General features: G+C 54.4%; 20 protein-coding genes. 16 read left to right on the forward strand and 4 right to left on the reverse strand.

The genetic code is table 11. From position 1 onward, the window contains the following. Window positions 1–80: 80 nt before the first annotated feature. Window positions 81–524, reverse strand: coding sequence for a DUF3574 domain-containing protein (locus tag HX773_RS11725; protein WP_176971629.1), 444 nt, complete (start codon window positions 522–524; stop codon window positions 81–83). Between the two features lie 156 nt (window positions 525–680). Between HX773_RS11725 and HX773_RS11730 the strand changes: the two genes are divergently transcribed. From HX773_RS11730 to HX773_RS11760, 7 genes are all read left to right on the forward strand, one after another. Further along, window positions 681–1,544 (forward strand): YicC/YloC family endoribonuclease, encoded by an 864-nt coding sequence (locus tag HX773_RS11730; protein WP_061720336.1) that lies wholly within the window; start codon window positions 681–683, stop codon window positions 1,542–1,544. 426 nt (window positions 1,545–1,970) lie between these two features. Further along, complete coding sequence (gene lpxP, locus HX773_RS11735; RefSeq protein ID WP_176971630.1) at window positions 1,971–2,894, forward strand: kdo(2)-lipid IV(A) palmitoleoyltransferase; 924 nt, start codon at window positions 1,971–1,973, stop codon at window positions 2,892–2,894. A gap of 138 nt (window positions 2,895–3,032) precedes the next feature. Further along, window positions 3,033–4,472 carry an efflux transporter outer membrane subunit gene (locus tag HX773_RS11740; RefSeq protein WP_176971631.1) on the forward strand — a complete coding sequence of 480 codons (1,440 nt, stop codon included), beginning with the start codon at window positions 3,033–3,035 and terminating at the stop codon, window positions 4,470–4,472. Window positions 4,473–4,588: 116 nt separating this feature from the next. Then, window positions 4,589–5,731: an alanine racemase gene (locus HX773_RS11745; RefSeq protein WP_176971632.1), complete on the forward strand. Its 1,143-nt coding sequence runs from the start codon at window positions 4,589–4,591 to the stop codon at window positions 5,729–5,731. A gap of 106 nt (window positions 5,732–5,837) precedes the next feature. Then, entirely contained in the window at window positions 5,838–6,233 is a 396-nt protein-coding gene (locus HX773_RS11750; RefSeq protein ID WP_176971633.1) for a polyketide cyclase, read from the forward strand. Window positions 6,234–6,669: 436 nt separating this feature from the next. Then, entirely contained in the window at window positions 6,670–6,936 is a 267-nt protein-coding gene (locus HX773_RS11755) for a hypothetical protein (protein ID WP_176971634.1), read from the forward strand. Window positions 6,937–7,010: 74 nt separating this feature from the next. Next, window positions 7,011–7,655, forward strand: a complete 645-nt coding sequence (locus HX773_RS11760) for an oligosaccharide flippase family protein (RefSeq protein ID WP_176971635.1) — start codon at window positions 7,011–7,013, stop codon at window positions 7,653–7,655. A gap of 80 nt (window positions 7,656–7,735) precedes the next feature. Here HX773_RS11760 and HX773_RS11765 read toward each other — a convergent pair whose 3' ends face one another. Continuing rightward, window positions 7,736–8,428 (reverse strand): LuxR C-terminal-related transcriptional regulator, encoded by a 693-nt coding sequence (locus tag HX773_RS11765; RefSeq protein WP_176971636.1) that lies wholly within the window; start codon window positions 8,426–8,428, stop codon window positions 7,736–7,738. A 292-nt stretch (window positions 8,429–8,720) separates the two neighbouring features. On the opposite strand from HX773_RS11765, the gene HX773_RS11770 reads away from it, so the two are divergent. Next, the gene (locus tag HX773_RS11770) at window positions 8,721–9,338 is read left to right on the forward strand and encodes a trimeric intracellular cation channel family protein (protein WP_008109765.1); all 618 of its coding nucleotides are present in this window, start codon (window positions 8,721–8,723) and stop codon (window positions 9,336–9,338) included. On the opposite strand, the gene ligB is transcribed toward HX773_RS11770, so the two are convergent. Then, window positions 9,252–11,021, reverse strand: a complete 1,770-nt coding sequence (gene ligB, locus HX773_RS11775) for an NAD-dependent DNA ligase LigB (protein ID WP_176971637.1) — start codon at window positions 11,019–11,021, stop codon at window positions 9,252–9,254. The two genes, HX773_RS11770 and ligB, sit on opposite strands and share 87 nt — an antisense overlap. A 240-nt stretch (window positions 11,022–11,261) precedes the next feature. Here ligB and gmk point away from each other — a divergent pair, with 240 nt between their 5' ends. Genes gmk through recG form a run of 5 tightly spaced genes read left to right on the forward strand, consistent with a single transcriptional unit; the run spans window position 11,262 to window position 17,124 of the window. Continuing rightward, window positions 11,262–11,885, forward strand: a complete 624-nt coding sequence (gmk, locus tag HX773_RS11780) for a guanylate kinase (RefSeq protein WP_176971638.1) — start codon at window positions 11,262–11,264, stop codon at window positions 11,883–11,885. A gap of 57 nt (window positions 11,886–11,942) precedes the next feature. Further along, window positions 11,943–12,218, forward strand: a complete 276-nt coding sequence (gene rpoZ / locus HX773_RS11785) for a DNA-directed RNA polymerase subunit omega (RefSeq protein ID WP_007885265.1) — start codon at window positions 11,943–11,945, stop codon at window positions 12,216–12,218. A 20-nt stretch (window positions 12,219–12,238) separates the two neighbouring features. Then, window positions 12,239–14,350 carry a bifunctional GTP diphosphokinase/guanosine-3',5'-bis pyrophosphate 3'-pyrophosphohydrolase gene (spoT, locus tag HX773_RS11790; protein WP_061720533.1) on the forward strand — a complete coding sequence of 704 codons (2,112 nt, stop codon included), beginning with the start codon at window positions 12,239–12,241 and terminating at the stop codon, window positions 14,348–14,350. 3 nt (window positions 14,351–14,353) lie between these two features. Further along, window positions 14,354–15,049 (forward strand): tRNA (guanosine(18)-2'-O)-methyltransferase TrmH, encoded by a 696-nt coding sequence (gene trmH / locus HX773_RS11795; RefSeq protein WP_176971639.1) that lies wholly within the window; start codon window positions 14,354–14,356, stop codon window positions 15,047–15,049. Beyond that, window positions 15,046–17,124 (forward strand): ATP-dependent DNA helicase RecG, encoded by a 2,079-nt coding sequence (gene recG, locus HX773_RS11800; protein ID WP_176971640.1) that lies wholly within the window; start codon window positions 15,046–15,048, stop codon window positions 17,122–17,124. The genes trmH and recG overlap by 4 nt, the downstream gene beginning before the upstream one ends. Here the strand turns inward: recG and HX773_RS11805 are convergent. After that, window positions 17,121–17,606: a MarR family winged helix-turn-helix transcriptional regulator gene (locus tag HX773_RS11805; RefSeq protein WP_176971641.1), complete on the reverse strand. Its 486-nt coding sequence runs from the start codon at window positions 17,604–17,606 to the stop codon at window positions 17,121–17,123. The two genes, recG and HX773_RS11805, sit on opposite strands and share 4 nt — an antisense overlap. A 70-nt stretch (window positions 17,607–17,676) precedes the next feature. On the opposite strand from HX773_RS11805, the gene HX773_RS11810 reads away from it, so the two are divergent. The 3 genes from HX773_RS11810 (at window position 17,677) to HX773_RS11820 (ending at window position 21,892) form a co-directional block, all read left to right on the forward strand. After that, the gene (locus tag HX773_RS11810; RefSeq protein ID WP_176971642.1) at window positions 17,677–18,612 is read left to right on the forward strand and encodes a zinc-binding alcohol dehydrogenase family protein; all 936 of its coding nucleotides are present in this window, start codon (window positions 17,677–17,679) and stop codon (window positions 18,610–18,612) included. Between the two features lie 92 nt (window positions 18,613–18,704). Beyond that, window positions 18,705–20,090, forward strand: a complete 1,386-nt coding sequence (locus HX773_RS11815) for an NCS2 family protein (protein WP_008109781.1) — start codon at window positions 18,705–18,707, stop codon at window positions 20,088–20,090. Window positions 20,091–20,212: 122 nt separating this feature from the next. Then, window positions 20,213–21,892 carry an AsmA family protein gene (locus HX773_RS11820; RefSeq protein ID WP_176971643.1) on the forward strand — a complete coding sequence of 560 codons (1,680 nt, stop codon included), beginning with the start codon at window positions 20,213–20,215 and terminating at the stop codon, window positions 21,890–21,892. Window positions 21,893–21,897 lie beyond the last annotated feature (5 nt).

Below are 21,897 nucleotides of genomic sequence, written 5' to 3' on the forward strand. Positions count from 1 at the left end.
GTCATACCTTCATGCGCACCTTCATACATATTCAAACTAATGCTTAACTGAGCGGCATTAGGCTGCATGGCCGCCATTTTTTAAAACGCCACGCACACCAGTGAATCAACCCGCATCACCGATTCCTGCTCGAAGCGCTGTTTATACACATCACGAAGTTTGTTGATGCTGTCAGAACTCGCCACATCCGGATTGTGAATCAGCATCAGCGCTTTGCTGTTTTCCCGCGCCAGCTTGCCGTTCTCGCCCAGCCACTGCCCTTTGGCGTCATATACCGATAAACCGTCTTTGAAACGCGGCGTCACATCGTTATCGACAAACTGCTGCCATTCGCTGCTGCTGACGATGCCACCTTTCGGCTTGTTCATGCCAAACCACAACGTGGTTTGCATCATCACCTCACCAGAACCGCATACCGCAACCGGCGCGGTGTTGGGCGGGATCTGATGCATTTTTGTCGACGGAGCCTGACAGCCAGCGAGCAGTAAGGTCAATAAAGCAGGAAGAGCCAGAGAGCGGAACATCACTTCATCCTTTTAAGCGAACCAGCGCTAAGCATAAGTGTCTGTCAGCAAAAGGGGTAATTTTTTGTTATTCAAGCTTAAGTGCGCTTATGCCTGTTAGCGTCGAGGCTGCCTCGCTATACTTCACCCAACATTTCTGAAAAAGAGAAGACGATTATGATCCGCAGTATGACCGCTTACGCCCGCCGCGAAGCCAAAGGCCACTGGGGCAGCGCTGCCTGGGAAATCCGTTCGGTTAACCAGCGCTATCTGGAAACCTACATCCGTCTGCCAGAGCAATTTCGTGGCCTGGAGCCGGTAATTCGTGAGCGCATCCGCAATCGCCTGACGCGCGGTAAAATCGAATGCAACCTGCGTTATGACGCCGATGCCAGCGCGCAAGGCGAACTGCAGCTGAATGAATCGCTGGCCAAACAGCTGGTGCAGGCCGCCAACTGGGTGAAGATGCAGAGTGATGAAGGCGCGATTAATCCGCTGGATATCCTGCGCTGGCCGGGCGTGATGTCCGCGCAAGAGCAGGATCTCGACGCCATCAACGCCGAACTGCTGGTGGCGCTGGATGGCGCATTAGATGACTTTATCGAAGCGCGTGAAAGCGAAGGCACCGCGCTGAAAGCGATGATTGAACAGCGTCTGGAAGGCGTATCGCACGAAGTCAGCAAAGTGCGCGCGCAGATGCCAGAAGTGATCAAATGGCAGCGCGAGCGTCTGGTCACCAAGCTGGAAGAAGCCGAAGTGCAGCTGGAAAATAATCGCCTCGAGCAAGAGCTGGTGATGATGGCGCAGCGCACCGATGTTTCGGAAGAGCTGGATCGTCTGGATGCGCACGTTAAAGAGACCTACAACATCCTGAAAAAGAAAGAAGCCGTTGGCCGCCGCCTCGACTTTATGATGCAGGAATTCAACCGCGAGTCGAACACGCTGGCTTCGAAATCGATTAATGCCGAGATCACCACATCAGCGATTGAGCTGAAAGTGTTAATTGAACAAATGCGTGAACAGATTCAGAACATCGAATAGTTTAGCTTTCACAAAGCCCGCGACGTAGCGGGCTTTGCTGCTTGAACGATTGATAGCAAACCCGCTCTGGTAGATAATCAGCCATAACCGGTTAGCGTATGTTTTCCGCCGCTAGCGTTAGTGAATTGTCAGCAATGATAAAAAAACATTTCTAATGTGATGTTAAGCGAGCAAGCATAGACAGCAAACCAGAATATTCCCCGTAATTAACCCTCTGTAAGTAAACAGCAAAATTATTCTGACCGCCATTAACATGCTAAAAGTCGTTTCATCAATCATTTCTCTTAATCTTAAAGATTGTGGAGATCGCGTTTCTTTGACGGCACTATTTGTTAATCTACTGGTCGTAATTAGAACAGTTGTACCGCCAGGAACTCATGGACTCTCTTCTTTGTGCGATACATTTTCTCCCGACATGAAGGCGTTATGACGAAATCCAGGCAGTTCCGTTCCAAACTTCTGCATCCCCGCTATTGGTTTACCTGGTTTGGGCTAGGTGTGCTGTGGCTGCTGGTGCAAATTCCTTACCCCATTCTGATCCGGCTGGGTGCTGGCGCTGGCAAATTGTCGCGTCACTTCCTGAAACGCCGCGAACGCATCACCCGCCGCAACATCGAGCTGTGCTTCCCCAATATTAAGGAAGAGAAGATCGAGGCGATGATCGCCGGCAACTTCGAATCGCTGGGCATGGCGCTGGCAGAAACCGGCATTGCCTGGTTCTGGTCCGATGCACGCGTGCGTCGTTACTTCGAAGTGCATGGTCTGGAAAACCTGCAGCACGCGCAAAGCCACCAGCGCGGTGTGATGGTGATAGGTGTGCACTTTATGTCGCTGGAGCTGGGCGGCCGCATTACCGGGTTATGCCAGCCGATGATGGCGATGTATCGTCCGCACAATAATCAGGCGATGGAGTGGGCACAAACCAAAGGTCGCATGCGTTCAAATAAAGCGATGATTGACCGTCGCGATTTGCGCGGCATGGTGCAGGCGCTGAAAAAAGGCGAAGCGGTTTGGTTCGCACCGGATCAGGATTACGGCCCGAAAGGCAGCGTATTTGCCCCACTTTTTGCGGTTAAACAAGCGGCGACCACCAACGGCACCTATGTTCTGTCTCGCCTGGCAAAACCGGCGATGTTGACCATCGTGTTGATTCGTAATCAGGATAAGAGCGGTTATCAGCTGATCATTCAGCCTGAACTGGAAAATTATCCGTATGAAGATGAAGCCGCCGCCGCTGCTTACATGAATCGCGTGATTGAGAATGAAATTCTGCGCGCGCCCGACCAATATCTGTGGCTGCACCGTCGCTTTAAAACCCGTCCGCCGGGTGAAGCGTCTCTCTATATCTAATCTCTTGATGCAGCAGGTTTTCGCCTGCTGCTCATTTTCTCTGCTCACATTTAACAACCATTCTTAACGAAAAACAGGTTTGTCAAAATCTGCCCCGCCTCTTGTAATGGTCGCCTTCTCCTCTCTTTGACCAGAACCATGACACAGCACTTTCACTGCAAATTTCTCGCGCTGGCCGTTGCCACTGCGCTGCTGGCCAGTTGTGCCAATCCACACGGCTTAGACCCCAAAAACACGCTGCTTGATGCCAACGCTCTGCAAGCCAATCAATCCCTGAAAGATGCGCATTTCAGCGCCGCCAACTGGCCGAAGAGCGAATGGTGGCAAAGTTTTAACGATGCTCAACTCAATCGACTGATTAATGATGCGATGGCTGCCAGCCCGGATATGCAGATGGTCAACGCGCAGGCGGATAAAGCCAATGCGCAGGTGATTGCGGCCGATGCTGAGCGCTATCCGGATGTCGATCTCAACGCGGGCATGACGCGCTCGCGCGTGGCGAAAGTGGATGATCCGCTGCTGGAGGGGAAAAGCTACAGCACGCTGCGTACCGCTAACGTTGGCTTGAGCTACACCTTCGATTTGTGGGGCGGCAAAAAAGATGCCGCTGAGGCTGCGTTGGGGCAAGCACGCGCCAGCGAGCTGGATCGTCAGGCCAGCCAGTTAACATTGGCCGCGAACGTAACGCGAGCATGGAACAACCTTAATCTTGCCTGGAATAATGCCGAACTGGCGCAGCAGAATGCCGAGCGTGCGGCGGGTATCGCCAAAATTCAGCAGCAATATGTCAGCGCCGGGCTCACTTCCGATTATCAATATAAGCAGGCGCTGTCACAGCAGAAAAGCGCGCAAGCCGATTTGACGCAAGCTAAACAGCAAATCACCGATGCCGGTATTCAGCTTTCAACCCTCATAGGTAAAGGCCCGGATTACTGGCACCAGCTAAAACCGGCGCAGATGAATGTGCCGGTCGCCGCCATGCTGCCAAACGCCATTCCGGCCGAACTGCTGGGTCGTCGTCCAGATGTGGTGGCCGCGCGCTGGCGCGTTGAAGCGGCATCGAAACAGATCGCCGCCAGCAAAACCGAGTTCTACCCCAACATCAATCTGGTGGCCGAAGCTGGCACCAAATCACTGCTCGGCGATGCCTTCCTTGGTGCGCCAAGCCGCTTCTTTAATGTCGGGCCGAGTTTGTCATTGCCAATCTTTGACGCGGGCAAACGTCGCGCCGATTTAGCAGAGAGCGACGCCGATTACGATCTGGCGGTGGCGCAGTACAACAAGTTGCTGATCGGTTCACTGGGCAATATCAGCGACACCATCACGCAATTGCAGTCGATTCAGGGTCAGCTGGCGCAGCAAGAGAGCGCTAACCAGCTGATTCACAGCGCGTGGGATGATTTGCATCGTGAATACGCAGCGGGCCTGCGTCCTTATCTTGATGTGCTGACAATCCAAAATCAGCTGATTGAATCCGACCAGAAACTGGTGGCGCTGAAGGCGCAGCAGATTAACCTCGCGGTGGTTTTGATTGAGGATTTGGGCGGCGGATTCCAGAGCGGCAGCTCTAAGGTTTGAAAAGGTCGCCATGAATAGCGACCCTACGCAGCAATGTGCCGATTTTGTCGGCTGGCATTCTGCCGTACATTGATGAATCATAGTCCGCACTGTGTAATCACCTGCGGACTATTATGATGGAACAGAATATTGAGGCTGGCTGGTTGCGGCCTCTGATTGCCGACCGACTAACACCTTACCTCGAAATTGATGCAGCGCGCCTGCAACGCAACCTGCAACAGATGCAGCAAAAAGCCGATGCCGCTGGCGTCACGTTACGTCCTCATATCAAAACCCATAAAAGCGTCTGGATTGCTGAGCAACAGCGCATGCTCGGCGCGCGCGGCATTACCGTATCTAAACCGAGTGAAGGCATCGCTTTTATTCTCGGTGGGGAACGCGATCTGCTGCTGGCTTACCCAATTGTGCATGCCGATACGCTGAAAGAACTTTTGGCGGTAGCCGCACAACATCAGGCGCGCATTACCTGCATTGCGGATTGCGCGCATGGCGTGGCAGCAATAGCGGCTGCACATCAGCGCCAGCCCGATTGCCAGCTGGCGTTAGCCATCAAGGTTGATGTGGGATTACATCGCATCGGTGTTGATCCGCACGGCGATGCCGCCGTTACGCTGGCGCAACAGATTCAGGATACGGGCCTCACGTTTGCCGGGCTGGTTTCTCATGCCGGTCACGCTTATGGCGCAGGTAACGCCGCAGCGATTGCCGCAGTTGCCCTGCAGGAAATCGCATTGATGCGTGATCTGCAGCAGCGCCTGATTGCCGCTGGTTTTGCGCACTGCCCGATTTCGGTCGGTTCAACGCCAACGGCATTGGCGGCACCCGTCGCGCAGGGCAGCGATGAAATCCGCCCCGGCAATTACGCGCTGCTCGATCTCACCGCCTGGCGTTTGGGTCTCTGCACACCAGATGCGTTGGCGCTGAGCGTGGTGACACGCGTGGTGGCGGTCAATCCGCACTTCGCCATTATTGATGCCGGTTCCAAAATGCTCAGCTCTGACAAAGGGCCGCACGGCACCAATGCCAGCGGATTTGGTATCGCCGTGGACGAGCAAGGCAATCATTATGAAGTGTTGAAGCTGTCAGAAGAGCATGGTTTCCTGCAGTACGCAGATCAGGCGCCCACCGTTGGCGCGCTGCTGCGCATCTTCCCTAACCACAGCTGCGCGGTGGTTGCGCAGTCCGATCGCTTCGTGCTGCGCCATGCTGATGGTGTGGGTGAAGAGCAGGATATTCAGGGACGCGGCAAGTTTATCTGATTACAGCGTTTTCACGGAAACCGCTGCTGACCCACACTTCCATGACCGGGCCGTTTGCAGCCCGGTATCAGCGTGCTTTAATGGCTGTATCACATCAGGAGGTTCCATGCTGCCATCTCAAACCGTCACATTAACGGTTCCACGCAATTGGTTAGATTTGTATGAAACCATCTGGAAACCAGAATGCTTTGCCAAATGGGCCAGCGGACTGAGCGCCAGTACGCTGACGCAGGAAGGGAACAGCTGGAAAGCCAAAGGTCCCGAGGGAACGGTTAAGATTCGCTTTACCCCACACAATCCCTTTGGCGTGATGGATCACTGGATTGATACCGGAACCGGTAAAGAGATTTATATGCCGATGCGGGTGATTGCTAATGAGCAAGGCGCGGAAGTCGTGATGGTGGTTTACCGTCAACCATTCATGTCTGACGAGAAGTTTGCCGAAGATGTTGCATGGGTAAAACGCGACCTGGAACAGCTTCTTCATCTGTTAACTCATTAGAATCAATGAATTATGCAGAGTTCGCCTCTTTAACGCATGCTGGAATCAATCAATAAAAATCGGTTACTTTTTTGCACAGTAGCGTTTAACTGTTTTGCTCAAACCTTCACGTATTTATCTGTTAATCACCAGTCTGGCTTAAGCATCCTCAACAGGAAAATTCCTGGTGAGGATGTGCAGAAAAATGCTGAGTGCCTCTGATTTATCAAAGTTTTTTCTGTTTTGCTTTATCACCGATTCGTTCACCCGTATGGAATGAAGAAAAGCACTAATAAATAATAAATCACCCGCCTTATATATTCTGATGCAAATTCTGAAACCATTTATTCCTGCGGTCTATTTATAGGAGTTTTCTGATGGTGTTAAATTAATTAAAACACGGTATAACTCATTTCACACACAGCAGTAACCATAATAACAACAGCAGGGAAATAACATGGATCGCTCAACCTATCCTTTGTTATCAGAAAAAGAATTTGTTGAGATTGCCAGCCGGATGCTGGCCGGGGAATATATAAACTCAAAGGGATTTTATAATGATCTTACGGATTTCCTCCGCACAGGAGGAGATACCAATAAGACAACAACACCATTAAGCGCCAGGGGCATCTTAATAATTTCAGAACATCATTTAATTGAACGCATTTTTACGTGGCAAAACCTGAAAGGTATATCAGGGCTGCGTCAGGAAGCGCTGCATTGATGTAAGCTGTGCTTTGGCCTGCGGCCAGGGTAAACCCTTAATTGCACTGGTACATGTACCATAATGAGCAGAATATGGCGATAAGAGAAAAAAATCTGACCAACGCTAAATGGTCAATTTTGTCATCGATTAAAATCGTCGGCATTGGTGTTTTACAACTTTCACTTCTGGCACAAATACTCCAGGCAAACGAGTTAAATTTACTCGCCATTGCTATTGTGATGTTATTGATTATTGACACACTGGCCGATCGCGGATTTGGCAATGCCATTATCAGAAGTAACAACCTGAACAATAGCGATCTCTCAATATTGTATTGGGGGAATGTGTTAAGCGGACTCGCTATTTTTGCCGCGCTGTTTATTGGCAGCGATATTTCCAGCCGAATAATGAATCAACCCGAAATGGCAATAATGCTGGAAATGATTTCGGTCATCTTCATTATTATTCCGCAGGGACAACATTATCGCGCCATATTACAGCGGGAAAACCAATTTTCGCGCATCGCTTTTGCGGAAACATCTTCTGTACTGGTGGGATTAAGCGTCACACTGTTTACCGTGTGGCTGACGCCTTCAGTGCTATGCGCCATCTGGGGCTACCTCGCCATGGTATCCATCAGAATGCTGATCTACTGCTACTACGGTCGCTCCTGGTTCCAGCCAGAGTACCGTTTTAGCCTGAAAAGTTTCGCTAACGTGCGAGCAAGAAACGGATAATAAAAACAAGTCTGTATGGTGGGCTCTGGGCATCTGAGAAGATGCGTTCGCGTGCTGGTCGCCAGCACGCTTTTTTCTTTTTAGGCTTCCAGTAACTCTTCCAGTGACTGAAAACTGAGTTCACTTAACTTGCCGTTACGCTGCAAGCGCAGCCAACTCACTATCATGCGTAACTCATCAATCACCATGTAGAGATCGGCCATATCATTCTTGCTTTTGACCTGCAGTCGCGCCAGTGCATTGAGTTTGTGTGCATTCACTGTTTTATGACTGATGCCCAGGCGAATGCCGATGTGCTCAATGCTGTAACCCCACGCCATCATCAGTAGCACCCGTAATTGCCTGTCTGGCAAAAGAATATCCGCACCTTCTACTAACTGAATCTGGGCATTAGTATTGATGCTGGTGAGAAGACGGCTGGAAAGCATCTGACGCGAGGATTTTAAGTCCAACACCGTGAGCGAAGGCAGGTAACGACTGAGCGCATGCATCAGCGGTAACAAACGCCGCGTGAGCACCACGATTTGCATCGCGGGAAACTGCTGCTGTAAGGCGTAGAGCACTTTTAAGGTGCCGGTTAGCGGCATATTTTCATGAAAGATACATACCAGCAAACGCGGTTTCATCTTTTCGCACTTCGCCATGACCGTGCTGAGAGACCACAGCTCATGCAGCTGACACGCAACGGGTAACGTGGACAAAAGACTCTCCAGCCCCAGCGCCGCCAGTTTGTCAGAGGAGAAAAAGAGAATGTCTTCGTTACGAGTTTTCATGCCTGTCCAATAGTTGCTACGCGTGATGCCTGAGAGCGGAAAGCCTGGTTTATTTGCCAGTAATCACGTACGACACAAACTGGATGGAACTTAAGAAGATAAGATCAGCCCCCTCTTCGCATCATTTATACTTATGCGAAAAGGTCATTAACTGCCGATTTATCCCGCACGCTAAGCCTGTTAGCATGCACGCCATCAAAATGCCTAATCCGATGACGCTTTATTTAGAAAATCTCAGTGGTCTACACTCTGGGAAATCTTTAGCCTTGCCGCCAATTTACTGGAGTGCTCTATGTTATTAACCGTTCTCTATATTATTGGTATTACAGCCGAAGCCATGACCGGGGCGCTGGCGGCAGGACGTCGTAAAATGGACCTGTTCGGCGTGATTATCATCGCCTCGGTCACTGCCATTGGCGGCGGTTCAGTGCGTGACATTCTGCTGGGCCACTATCCACTCAGCTGGGTTAAGAACCCGGAGTACATCATGATCGTTGCTGCAGCTGCGGTTGTGACCACCTTTGTCGCCCCGCTGATGACGCACCTGCGCAAAGTGTTTCTGGTGCTGGATGCGCTGGGTTTAGTGGTGTTTTCCATTATTGGTGCTCAGGTCGCGCTGGATAGCGGGCACGCTTCCATCATCGCCGCCATCGCCGCCGTCATCACCGGCGTATTCGGCGGGGTGCTGCGCGATATGTTCTGCAACCGCATTCCATTGGTGTTCCAGAAAGAGCTGTATGCAGGGATCGCTTTCGCCTCAGGCTGGATGTACATCCTGTTACTTAAAACGCCGTTGGCGCATGAAGCGGTGGTGATCATCACGCTACTTTTCGGCTTTTTCGCCCGCTTGCTGGCGCTGCGATTCCGCCTCGGTTTGCCGATCTTCAACTATCCCCATCCTGAACATTGAGTCAGTTGCAGGAATCGCCTGCTGCTGCAGAAAGTGAATCAACTGCTGCAGGTGCGCATCCTGCAGCATCATCACAATCCGCTGCGCCAGCACGCTACCGATACCGGGCAATTGCTGCCAGCTTTCTGCCGTTCGCGTCAGCAACTGCGACCACTGCGCATCAGGTAAAGCCTGTAACGCCGCGCGCGGCAACGGTAAGCCAAGCGCACTCACCCAGCGCCGCAGCGGCTGTTGTCGCGTCAGGTTAAAGCGGTGCCAGATAAGTTGCGCGCGAGCTGGCGTGATGCCATTGGCCTGCGCAATCTGCTCCGGCGTCAGTGTCAGCCAGGAAAAAAGATGGGTGATAGCGCCGCTATCCAGCAGGCGCTGCCAGCTGCTGCGCTGTACGCCCGCAATATCGAGTACCGATTTCTGGCTGAGCCAACTGAGGCGAGACAAAAACTGCGCCCGGCAGTCAGCGCTAAAGTGCAGACAGGTTAAGCCGTGGAATTCGCCCTCCTGTGGCGACGCTGGATAATCGCGCTGCGCCACGCGCCAAATCACCCGCTCCAGTCGCGGAATGCCCAATCCCGCCAGCGTGAGCGTCACCTCATCACCCGCGATCACATCCAGTTCACGCCAGCGTCGGAGGGAACCAATGTTTACCCGGCGCACGGTTTTGTCCTCCAGTTGCACCGGTATCAGATCCAGCACCACGGCGATCTTGCCCGTGCGGCCTACATTGAAATCCACTGACAGCACTTCGCTGCTGACTTCCGCCGGTTGATACTTCCACGCCGCAGACCAACTGCCCTGACCGGGCTGCCAGTCGCGCCCTGCGCTGAAAGGTGATTGATGGATTACCACGCCGTCGGTGACAAACGGCAGCGATTCGCGGAACCAGCGATCGCGCCACACCGCAACTTCCTCTTCATTACTCACCTGACGGCTCCAGCTCTGCGCCAGCCCAAATCCCCATTGTGTGAGCTGCGCCAGACGATCGGGCAGCGAATTGGGTCCATCCGGCCACGCCCAGATAAATACGCCAAGGCGCTCAAGCAGCGGGCTAGTGTCGTGGCGCATCATCGCTCCCGCCACCTGAGCGCGCGCGTTCTTGCCGCCGTCACGCGCCTGTTGATGATCGGTCATTTGCAGAAACAGCTCACCTTGCAGCACCACTTCCTCGCGCAAGGTATTCAGTTGCTGCGGGATGGAGGGAATATGTGCGGATTTGGCCAGCCACTCTTCGCCACGCAAACCATCGCCGCGGCTGATCAATGAGGCCAACTTACCCTGTCGATACACCAAGGTGACGGCAACACCATCGACTTTCGGCTGCAGCCATAGCGCAGATTTGTCCTGCATCCAGTACGCCACCGCCAGCTTATCGCGCAGTTTGCGCACGCCGGTATGCGCCACCGGATGATGTGTGCTGCCATCGGTGGTGAGTTGTGCATCGTAGGTGGCTTGCGCCGGCGTGAAACAGCGCTGCCACTGCTGTAATCGCTGTTGCAGGCTGTCGTAATCGGCATCGGTCACCAGATTAGTGCCCTGCCGGTAATACGCGTCATCCCACTGCCGTAGCTGGGTTTGCAGCTGTGCGATTTCCTGCCCCGCGCGCACCGGCGACCAGTTCGGGCAGAGCGCTTCGGCCCAGCAACCGATGCTGAATAAGCAACACAATAGACTCAGGCATCCTTTCATCTTCGCTCTCCTTTTTCGCTATTGGAGAGCGCAACGCTGCCATTTACCAGCCATGAAAATCGCGCGCTGGAAGCAGATTCCAGGCATTTAATCGCTGTTGCAGCCTGCTACATCAGCTTGTGGTGCGGCTTCACAGAAAAAAGAATTGCCTCAGCCAAGCGGCAAACGCTGCGTGACCACCCCAAGCCGTGTATACTGTGCAGGAAATCGACTCCGCTCTTTACTCAATTCAAGATAACCATGGCTCAAGGCACGCTTTATATAGTTTCCGCCCCCAGCGGCGCGGGTAAATCCAGCCTGATTCAGGCGCTGTTAAAGACACAACCGCTGTACGATACGCAGGTGTCTATTTCTCATACCACCCGTGGCGTGCGTCCCGGTGAAGCTCATGGTGAGCACTACTTTTTCGTCTCTAAGTCCGAATTCGAGACCATGATTGCAACAGACGACTTCCTCGAACATGCGGAAGTGTTTGGCAATTATTACGGTACGTCACGCGCTGCAATTGAGCAGGTGCTGGCGACCGGCGTAGACGTCTTCCTGGATATCGACTGGCAAGGTGCGCAGCAGATTCGCAAGAAAATGCCTGCAGCACGCAGCATCTTTGTGCTGCCGCCTTCTACCGAAGAGTTGGATCGTCGCCTGCGTGGCCGCGGTCAGGACAGCGAAGAGGTGATTGCCCGTCGTATGCAACAGGCCGTGGCAGAAATGAGCCACTACGCCGAGTATGACTATTTAATTGTTAATGATGATTTCGATCTGGCGCTGTCAGATCTGAAAACCATTATTCGCGCAGAACGTCTGCGTATGGGTCGCCAAAAATCGCGACATGATGCTTTAATCAGCAAACTATTGGCAGTCTGAATTCACTTTCAGTATTATGCCCAGTCATTTCTTCATCATCTGTGGAGTAGCACACCTATGGCACGCGTAACCGTTCAGGACGCAGTAGAGAAAGTTGGTAACCGTTTTGACCTGGTGTTGGTCGCTGCACGTCGTGCACGTCAGATGCAGGTAGGCGGTAAAGATGCGCTGGTTCCGGAAGAGAACGATAAGCCAACCGTTATCGCCCTGCGCGAAATCGAAGAAGGTCTGATCACTACCCAGATTCTGGATGTCCGTGATCGTCAGGAACAGCATGAGCAGGAAGCCGCTGAGTTACAAGCCGTTACCGCTATCGCTGAAGGTCGTCGTTAACAGCACTTCGCAGGTCGCCCTTGTATCTGTTTGAAAGCCTCAATCAACTGATTGAAAAATACTTGCCTGAGGAGCAAATTAAGCGCCTCAAGCAAGCTTATCTAGTCGCGCGTGATGCCCACGAGGGTCAAACACGCTCCAGCGGCGAGCCTTACATCACCCATCCTGTTGCTGTTGCCTGCATTCTGGCCGAGATGAAACTCGACCATGAAACGCTAATGGCGGCGCTGCTGCATGACGTGATCGAAGATACGCCCGCCACTTACCAGGATATGGAACAGCTGTTTGGTAAAAGCGTTGCCGAACTGGTGGAAGGTGTATCCAAGCTCGATAAGCTGAAGTTCCGCGACAAGAAAGAAGCGCAGGCTGAAAACTTCCGCAAAATGATCATGGCGATGGTGCAGGATATCCGCGTCATCTTGATCAAACTGGCTGACCGCACGCACAACATGCGCACGCTCGGCGCGTTACGTCCGGATAAAAAACGCCGTATCGCGCTGGAAACGCTGGAGATTTACAGTCCTCTGGCGCACCGCCTTGGTATTCATCACCTGAAAACAGAACTGGAAGAGCTCGGCTTTGAAGCGCTCTACCCGAACCGTTTCCGCGTGATTAAAGAGGTGGTGAAAGCGGCGCGCGGTAACCGTAAAGAGATGATTCAGAAGATCCTTGCTGAAATCGACGGTCGCTTACAGGAAGCAGGTATTCCTTGCCGCGTAAGTGGGCGTGAAAAACATCTCTACTCGATCTACCGCAAAATGCACCTGAAAGAGCAGCGTTTTCACTCGATCATGGATATCTACGCTTTCCGCGTCATCGTGAAAGATCTGGATACCTGTTATCGCGTGCTCGGACAGATGCACAGCTTGTACAAACCGCGTCCCGGACGCGTGAAAGATTACATCGCCATTCCCAAGGCCAACGGCTATCAATCGCTGCATACCTCAATGATTGGCCCGCACGGCGTGCCGGTTGAAGTGCAGATCCGTACCGAAGATATGGATCAGATGGCAGAAATGGGTGTGGCAGCACACTGGGCGTATAAAGAGAGCGGCGAAGTCAGCGGCACCACCGCGCAGATTCGTGCTCAACGCTGGCTACAAAGCCTGCTGGAGCTGCAACAAAGCGCCGGTAGCTCATTTGAATTTATCGAAAGCGTGAAATCCGATCTCTTCCCGGATGAGATCTACGTGTTCACGCCGGAAGGCCGCATCGTCGAATTGCCGGCTGGCGCCACGCCGGTCGATTTCGCCTATGCGGTGCATACCGATATCGGTCATGCCTGCGTCGGCGCACGCGTCGATCGCCAGCCTTACCCGCTGTCACAATCGCTGACCAGCGGTCAAACCATTGAAATCATTACCGCGCCGGGCGCTCGCCCGAACGCTGCCTGGCTCAATTTCGTCGTCAGCTCGAAAGCGCGCGCCAAAATCCGTCAGCTGCTGAAAAACCTCAAGCGTGAAGACTCCGTCAACCTGGGTCGTCGCCTGTTGAGCCACGCGCTCGGCGGCAGCAAGAAGCTGGCAGAGATTCCGGTTGAGAACATTCAGCACGAACTTGAGCGCATGAAGCTGACGGCCATCGATGATTTGCTGGCAGAAATTGGCTTGGGCAACGCCATGAGCGTGGTGGTGGCGAAGAACTTGCTGCAGTCAGGCAGTGAAGAGCCGCAGAGCAACAGCAAACGCAAAAAGCTGCCGATCAAAGGCGCAGATGGCGTGCTGATTACCTTCGCCAAATGCTGCCGCCCAATTCCTGGCGACCCGATTGTGGCGCACGTCAGTCCCGGCAAAGGTTTGGTGGTGCATCACGAATCCTGCCGCAACATTCGCGGCTACCAAAAAGAGCCTGAAAAGTTCATGCCGGTAGAGTGGGATAAAGTGACCGATCAGGAATTTGTCGCTGAGATTAAAGTCGACATGTTCAATCATCAGGGCGCACTGGCGAATCTGACCGCGGCAATCAACACCGCCGGTTCTAATATTCAGAGCCTGAATACCGAAGAGCGTGATGGTCGCGTGTATAGCGCCTTTATCCGCCTCACCGCGAACGATCGCGTCCATCTGGCGAATATTATGCGCAAAATCCGCGTAATGCCGGACGTGATCAAAGTTCACCGAAACCGTAATTAGTCCATGAACGCTCAACGTTTTGCCCGAATTCAGGAGATGCTGGCCCTGCGCCAGCACGATCTCACCGTCTGCATGGAACAGGTGCATAAACCGCATAACGTCTCAGCGGTGATCCGTACTGCCGATGCGGTGGGCATCCATGAAGTGCACGCCGTCTGGCCAAGCGTGCGTATGCGCACTATGGTTTCCGCTTCGGCCGGCAGCAACAGTTGGGTAAAGGTCAAAACGCATCTGCATATTGCAGATGCGGTGCGTCATCTGAAGGATGAAGGCATGCAAGTTCTGGCGACTAATCTGTCGGCCAAAGCGGTAGATTTTCGCGACATCGATTACACCAAACCGACCTGCATTCTGATGGGTCAGGAAAAAACCGGTATTACCGCTGAAGCGCTGGCGCTGGCCGATCAGGACATCATTGTGCCGATGGTCGGCATGGTGCAGTCGCTCAATGTCTCGGTGGCTTCCGCGCTGATTTTGTATGAAGCGCAACGTCAGCGACAGAACGCCGGAATGTATCAGCGCACCTACAGCCTGCTGGATGAAGATGAGCAGCAGCGTTTGCTGTTTGAAGGCGGTTATCCGGTGCTGGCGCGCGTCGCCAAACAAAAAAATCTGCCTTATCCGTACATCAATGGCCAGGGCGAAGTGGAAGCCGATGCCGATTGGTGGGCCACCATGCAATCGACGGGTAGAAAATGAAAGGCCGTCTGCTGGATGCCATCCCGCTCAGTACCCTGACCGGCGTCGGCGCCAGTCAGGCGGGCAAGCTGGCCAAACTTGGCCTGTTCACCATTCAGGATTTACTGCTGCATCTGCCACTGCGTTACGAAGACCGCACCCAACTGTATAAAATCAATGACCTGCTGCCGGGCGTTTATGCCACGGTGGAAGGTGAAGTGCTGAGCAGCGAAATCACTTTTGGTCGCCGCCGCATGTTGGTGTGCCAGATCAGCGATGGCAGCGGCATGCTGACCATGCGCTTCTTCAATTTCAATGCCGGAATGAAAAACAGCCTGGCGCCGGGCCGTCGCGTCACCGCCTACGGCGAGATTAAGCGCGGTCAGCGCGGTGCTGAAATCATTCATCCCGAGTATCGCGTGCAGGGCGAACAAGGCGGCGTTGAGCTGCAGGAAACCCTGACGCCGGTTTATCCCACTACCGAAGGCATTCGCCAGGCGACACTGCGTAATCTCACCGATCAGGCGTTGACGCTGCTGGAGAGTTGCCCGATTGCCGAGCTGCTGCCGTCCGAACTGAGCGGCGGGCTGATTAGCCTGCCGGATGCCCTGCGCACGCTGCATCGTCCACCGCCAGATCTGCGTTTGAGCGAGCTGGAAACCGGCCGCCATCCGGCACAGAAACGCTTAATTCTTGAAGAGCTGCTGGCGCATAACCTCAGCATGCTGGCGGTACGTGCCGGTGCGCAGCGCCATCATGCGCTGCCGATGACGGTGCGCCACGAGCTGGTTGATCAGCTGCTGGCGGCGCTGCCCTTCTCGCCAACCGGTGCGCAAAAGCGCGTGGTGGCAGAAATCGAAAAGGATTTGGCCAACGATTTCCCGATGATGCGTTTGGTGCAGGGCGATGTTGGTTCCGGCAAAACGCTGGTGGCTGCACTGGCGGCACTGAACGTCATCGCACATGGCAAACAGGTAGCGCTGATGGCGCCGACCGAACTGCTGGCCGAGCAGCATGCCAACAACTTCCGCCAGTGGTTTGCACCGCTGGGAATTGAAGTGGGCTGGCTGGCGGGCAAGCAAAAAGGCAAAGCGCGCGAAGCGCAGCAGGAAGCTATTGCCAGCGGCCAGGTCGCGATGGTGGTCGGCACCCACGCGCTGTTCCAGGAGCAGGTAAAATTCAACGGCATGGCGCTGGTTATCATTGATGAGCAGCATCGCTTTGGCGTGCACCAGCGCTTAGCGCTGTGGGAAAAAGGCGAGGAACAAGGTTTTCATCCGCATCAGCTGATCATGACCGCTACGCCGATTCCGCGCACGCTGGCGATGACCGCTTACGCCGATCTCGATACCTCCACCATCGACGAATTACCGCCAGGACGTACGCCGGTGACCACGGTGGCGATTCCCGATAGCCGCCGCAGTGAGATCATCACGCGCGTGCAAAGCGCCTGTCACGAAGGGCGTCAGGCTTATTGGGTGTGTACGTTGATTGAAGAGTCAGAAGTGCTGGAAGCGCAGGCGGCGGAAGCAACCTGGGAAGAGCTGAAAGTGGCGCTGCCCGATTTGCAGGTTGGTCTGGTGCACGGCCGCATGAAGCCCGCCGAAAAGCAGGCGGTGATGGCGGCATTTAAGGCCAATGAAATCCAGTTGCTGATCGCCACCACGGTGATCGAAGTGGGCGTGGATGTACCGAATGCCAGCCTGATGATTATCGAAAACCCGGAACGTCTCGGTTTGGCCCAGCTGCATCAGCTGCGCGGTCGCGTGGGCCGTGGTGCTGTCGCCTCACACTGCGTGTTGTTGTACAAAGCGCCGCTCAGCAAAACCGCGCAGAAGCGGTTGCAGGTGCTGCGCGATAGCAACGACGGCTTTGTCATTGCCCAGCACGATCTGGAGATTCGCGGTCCGGGTGAAATGCTCGGCACACGTCAAACCGGCAACGCCGAGTTTAAAGTGGCGGATTTACTGCGCGATCAGGGCATGATCCCCGAAGTTCAGCGCGTGGCGCGTCATATCCACCAGCATTATCCAGAGCAAGCGCAGGCCCTGATTGAGCGCTGGCTGCCGGAAACCGAGCGCTACAGCAACGCTTAATCCGCCGTTTTGGTTTTATCGATGGCAATAAAATCCCCAACAAATTTCTGCAGCAGACGCGCCAGCTCGGCGCGCTCTTCATCCGGCCAGTTGGCAAACAGGTTCTGATAGATGTGCGCGCGCGCCGCATCGATTTTGTCAGTCATCGCTTTACCTGCCGCAGTGCTCACCGCTTCATTCACCCGTTTGTCTTTGGCATTTTTCTGGCGCTGCGCCAGTCCTAACTCCTCCAGCTTTGCCACCTGACGACTGACGGTGGTGTAATCGCGTCCGGCACGCTCCGCCAGTTCTACCACGCCAATTGGCCCGAAGCGACCGATTTGAATCAGTAGCGGAAACAGCGCGTGATCGAGCTGAATATTCGACTCTTTTATCAATAATTCATCACGTTGCGGACGATTGAAAGTCCCTACAATCATCAGCAGCGCGTTGTGCAGATCATCAAATGCAGCACTATTATGTGTATTTTGCACATTTTCCATTGACGTTATCCCGAGGCAAGCCTAATGTGTGCATATTACACATAGTTTCCTCTTAACTGAAGGTGAAAGCATGAAAGCAGCGATAGTTTCCGCAGCAGGTGAACTGCCCGTTTACGGTGATTTCCCTGAACCGCAGGCTGATGAAAGCCATGTGGTGGTAACAGTGAAAGCCGCCGCCGTCAGCCAGCTGGCAAAAGCACGCGCCGCCGGAACGCATTACAGCGCGGCCGCGCACTATCCCTTTATTACCGGCATTGATGGCACTGGCACGCTGAGCAATGGCGATCCGGTTTACTTCCTCGCCTTTGCTGCGCCGTGGGGCAGCATGGCGGAAAGAACTTTAGTGCCCGCCGACAGCATCGTTTCGTTGCCGGCCACACTGGATCCGGTACTGGCCGCCGCGCTGGCTAATCCGGGCATGTCATCCTGGGCGGCATTAACCCGACGCGCCCAGCTGCGCGCCGGTGAAACCGTGCTGATCAATGGCGCAACTGGCACGTCGGGCGGTTTAGCGGTGCGTATCGCCCAGCATCTGGGCGCAGGAAAAATCATTGCCACCGGGCGTAATCGCGCCGCGCTGGATCAACTGCGTGCGCAAGGCGCCGACCTCACTTTTACACTGGATGAATTGCCGGGCGCGTTACCGGCGTTGATGAAAGAAGGCGTTGATGTGGTGCTGGATTATCTGTGGGGACAGAGCGCACTCGATATCATGCACGCCGCCGTGGCGGGCGGTGAAAAAACGGTGCGCTTTGTGCAAATCGGTTCCTTAAGCGGACAGGAAATTACCCTGCATAGCAAACTGCTGCGCTCGTCCGGGCTGACATTAATGGGCAGCGGCCTCGGCAGCGTGTCGGATAAAGAGTTGATCGCCTGCATCGGCGAAATGCTGACGGCCGCCGCCGAGAGCGATTTTTCCATCGCCTTCCAGATGCGCCCGCTGAGTGACGTCGCGCTGGCATGGCAGGAAGATGACAGCCGCTGCCGTACGGTGTTTACGCTTTAGATCAACGGAAGTAAAAAGGGGCATTGCAAACGATTGCTTTCACAACGCAACCGTTTAAAATCGCCCCTTTGTTGTAATTGAGAACGTCCACCATGTCCGTCAACACCGCTGAAACTCGCCAGCCTGCCAGCGCTGCAAGCCCGAAAAGTGAACTGATTTACCGCCTCGAAGACCGTCCACCGTTACCGCAAACCTTGTTTGCTGCCTGTCAGCATTTGCTGGCGATGTTTGTTGCGGTGATTACGCCCGCGCTGCTGATTTGCCAGGCGCTGGGTTTACCGGCGCAGGATACGCAGCACATCATCAGCATGTCGCTGTTTGCCTCGGGCGTGGCATCCATTCTGCAAATCAAAACCTGGGGACCGGTGGGTTCCGGCCTGTTGTCGATTCAGGGCACCAGCTTTAACTTCGTGACGCCGCTGATCATGGGTGGCATGGCGCTGAAAAATGGTGGCGTTGATGTGCCAACCATGATGGCGGCACTGTTTGGTACGCTGATGGTGGCGTCTTGTACCGAAATGGTGCTGTCACGCGTGCTGCATCTGGCGCGCCGCATCATTACGCCGCTGGTTTCCGGCATTGTGGTGATGATTATTGGCCTGTCGCTGATTCAGGTCGGTTTGACCTCCATCGGCGGCGGCTTTGCCGCGATGAGCGATCACACGTTTGGCGCTCCGAAAAACCTGTTGCTGGCGGCTTCGGTATTGGTGGTGATTATCCTGCTTAATCGTCAGCGTAATGCTTATCTGCGCGTGGCTTCGCTGGTGATCGCGATGGCGGTAGGTTATGCGCTGGCCTGGGCGCTGGATATGCTGCCCGCCACCAGCACGCCAGCCGATCAGCCGCTGATTGCCGTGCCATCGCCGCTCTACTACGGCCTGGGCTTTGACTGGAATCTGCTGATCCCGCTGATGTTGGTGTTTATGGTGACCTCGCTGGAAACCATCGGCGACATCACCGCGACTTCTGATGTTTCCGAGCAGCCAGTGAGTGGCCCGCTGTATATGAAGCGTCTGAAAGGCGGCGTGTTGGCCAACGGCCTTAACTCCTTTGTCTCAGCGCTGTTCAACACCTTCCCGAACTCCTGTTTTGGCCAGAACAACGGCGTGATTCAGCTTACCGGTGTTGCCAGCCGCTATGTGGGTTTTGTGGTGGCGCTGATGCTGATCGTGCTTGGCCTGTTCCCGGCTGTGAGCGGTTTTGTGCAGCATATTCCAGAACCGGTGCTGGGCGGTGCCACCATTGTGATGTTCGGTACTATTGCCGCGTCTGGCGTGCGCATCGTTTCGCGTGAACCGCTGAATCGCCGTGCCATCATGATTATCGCGCTGTCGCTGGCGGTAGGTTTGGGCGTTTCTCAGCAGCCGCTGATTCTGCAATTTGCCCCGGACTGGCTGAAAACCCTGCTTTCATCTGGCATTGCGGCCGGTGGTATCACCGCCATCGTGCTGAACCTGATCTTCCCGCAAGAAAAGTAATCCAGCAGGCAGGCTTCGGCCTGCCTGATATTTATCCGCATTTACATCCAGGCTGTTGAGCTGTAACGGTAATTCAGGCATAACAACCACTCACCGGATAAATATCGGGATGGATGAGTGCGATGAAATTTTTAGGCAAGTTTTTCCTTACCTTACTGCTGCTAATTCTGCTGGCGCTGGTAGTGCTGTATGTGTTGCTGCAAACACAATGGGGCGCAGGTTGGTTTAGCCGCTGGGTAAGCGATAAAACCGCCTGGCATCTCTCTCTCAGCAAAATTGAGCACGACTTCTCCTCTCCTTCGCACATCATTCTCGATGACTTCAGCTTTGGTCACGATGGTCAGCCCGCCGTGTTGGTGGCGAAACGCGTTGATCTCGGCCTGGCGCTGGTTCAGTTCAGCGATCCACTGCACTTCAACAGCATCGAAGTGCGCGACGGTGAAATCAATCTCGCTAATCAAGCGCCCGATACCACGCTGCCGATTCAGGCCAATCGCCTGCAGCTGAATAATGTGCGTATTGAGAATCCGCATAGCGCGTTGCCGATAACCGCTCAGCGCGTGAACGGCGGTCTTCTGCCGTGGAAACCGCTGCCTAACGACGTGCTGGGCAGCGATGCGCAGTTCCAGATCAGCGCCGGCACCCTGACGCTGGATGGCGTACCGGGCAACAACGTGCTGCTGCAGGGCAGTATCAAGCAACGTCGTCTGGTGCTGAGCAATATCGGCGCTGACCTGGCGCGCGGTTCGATGACCGGCAACGCCGAGCGCGATGCGCTGGGTAACTGGAAGATCGATCAACTGCGCCTCAACGATATCCGCCTGCAAACCCATCAAAGCCTGAGCGACTTCCTCAATCCGCTGCGCGATGTGCCTTCCGTGAGCATCAACCGTCTGGATATGACCGATGCGCGCCTGCAAGGACCGGATTGGGCGGTGACCGACCTCGATTTAACCCTGAAAAATGTCACCCTGCGCGGCGATGATTGGGAAAGCGATGGCGGTTCTCTCTCTATGAATGCCGGGAATTTTATTAACGGTGGCTTTGAGCTCAACGATCCCATCGTCAATGCCGACCTTTCGGCGCAGGGCATCGCGCTGACACAGTTCAGTTCGCGCTGGGTGAATGGCGTGGTGCGCGCCAGCGGCAACTGGACGCGCAGCGACAAGCGTCTGACGCTGGATGAACTGGCAATCGCCGGGCTGGAATATACCTTGCCGCAAAACTGGCGCGAACGCTGGCAGCAAACCTTACCGGACTGGCTGGATAGCGTGCTGATAACCCGCGCTACGGCCAACCGTAACCTGATTATTGATATCAATCCGGCGTTCCCGTTCCAGATGACGTCACTGGATGGCAGCGCGAATAATCTGCTGCTGGCGCGTCAACATCAGTGGGGAATCTGGGGCGGTAAAGCGAGCTTTAATGCGGCTGAAGCCACCTTCAATCGTACCGACCTGCGTCATCCGTCCATTGCGCTGAATGCCAATGATCAGCAGATTCAGGTAACGGAATTGAGCGCCTTTAACGGTAGCGGTTTACTGGAAGGATCGGCGACGGTTGGACAAGATGCGCAACGTCCGTTGACGCTGAATCTGAAAGGCCAGGCTGTGCCGGCAAACGTGCTGGGGAATTGGGGTTGGCCAACGCTGCAGTTGAGCGGTAACAGTAATTTGCAGCTGCAGATGAAAGGTTCGCTGAACGCCAGCGCGCCACTGCGCCCCAGCGTGGATGGTACGTTGTCGGTGACCACCGATGCGCAGTCGGTGCAGCAGACGATGCGTGGTGGGCAGGTTCAGTAAGGGTT

Source organism: Pantoea sp. B9002 (assembly GCF_013385945.1).
Lineage (GTDB): Bacteria > Pseudomonadota > Gammaproteobacteria > Enterobacterales > Enterobacteriaceae > Pantoea.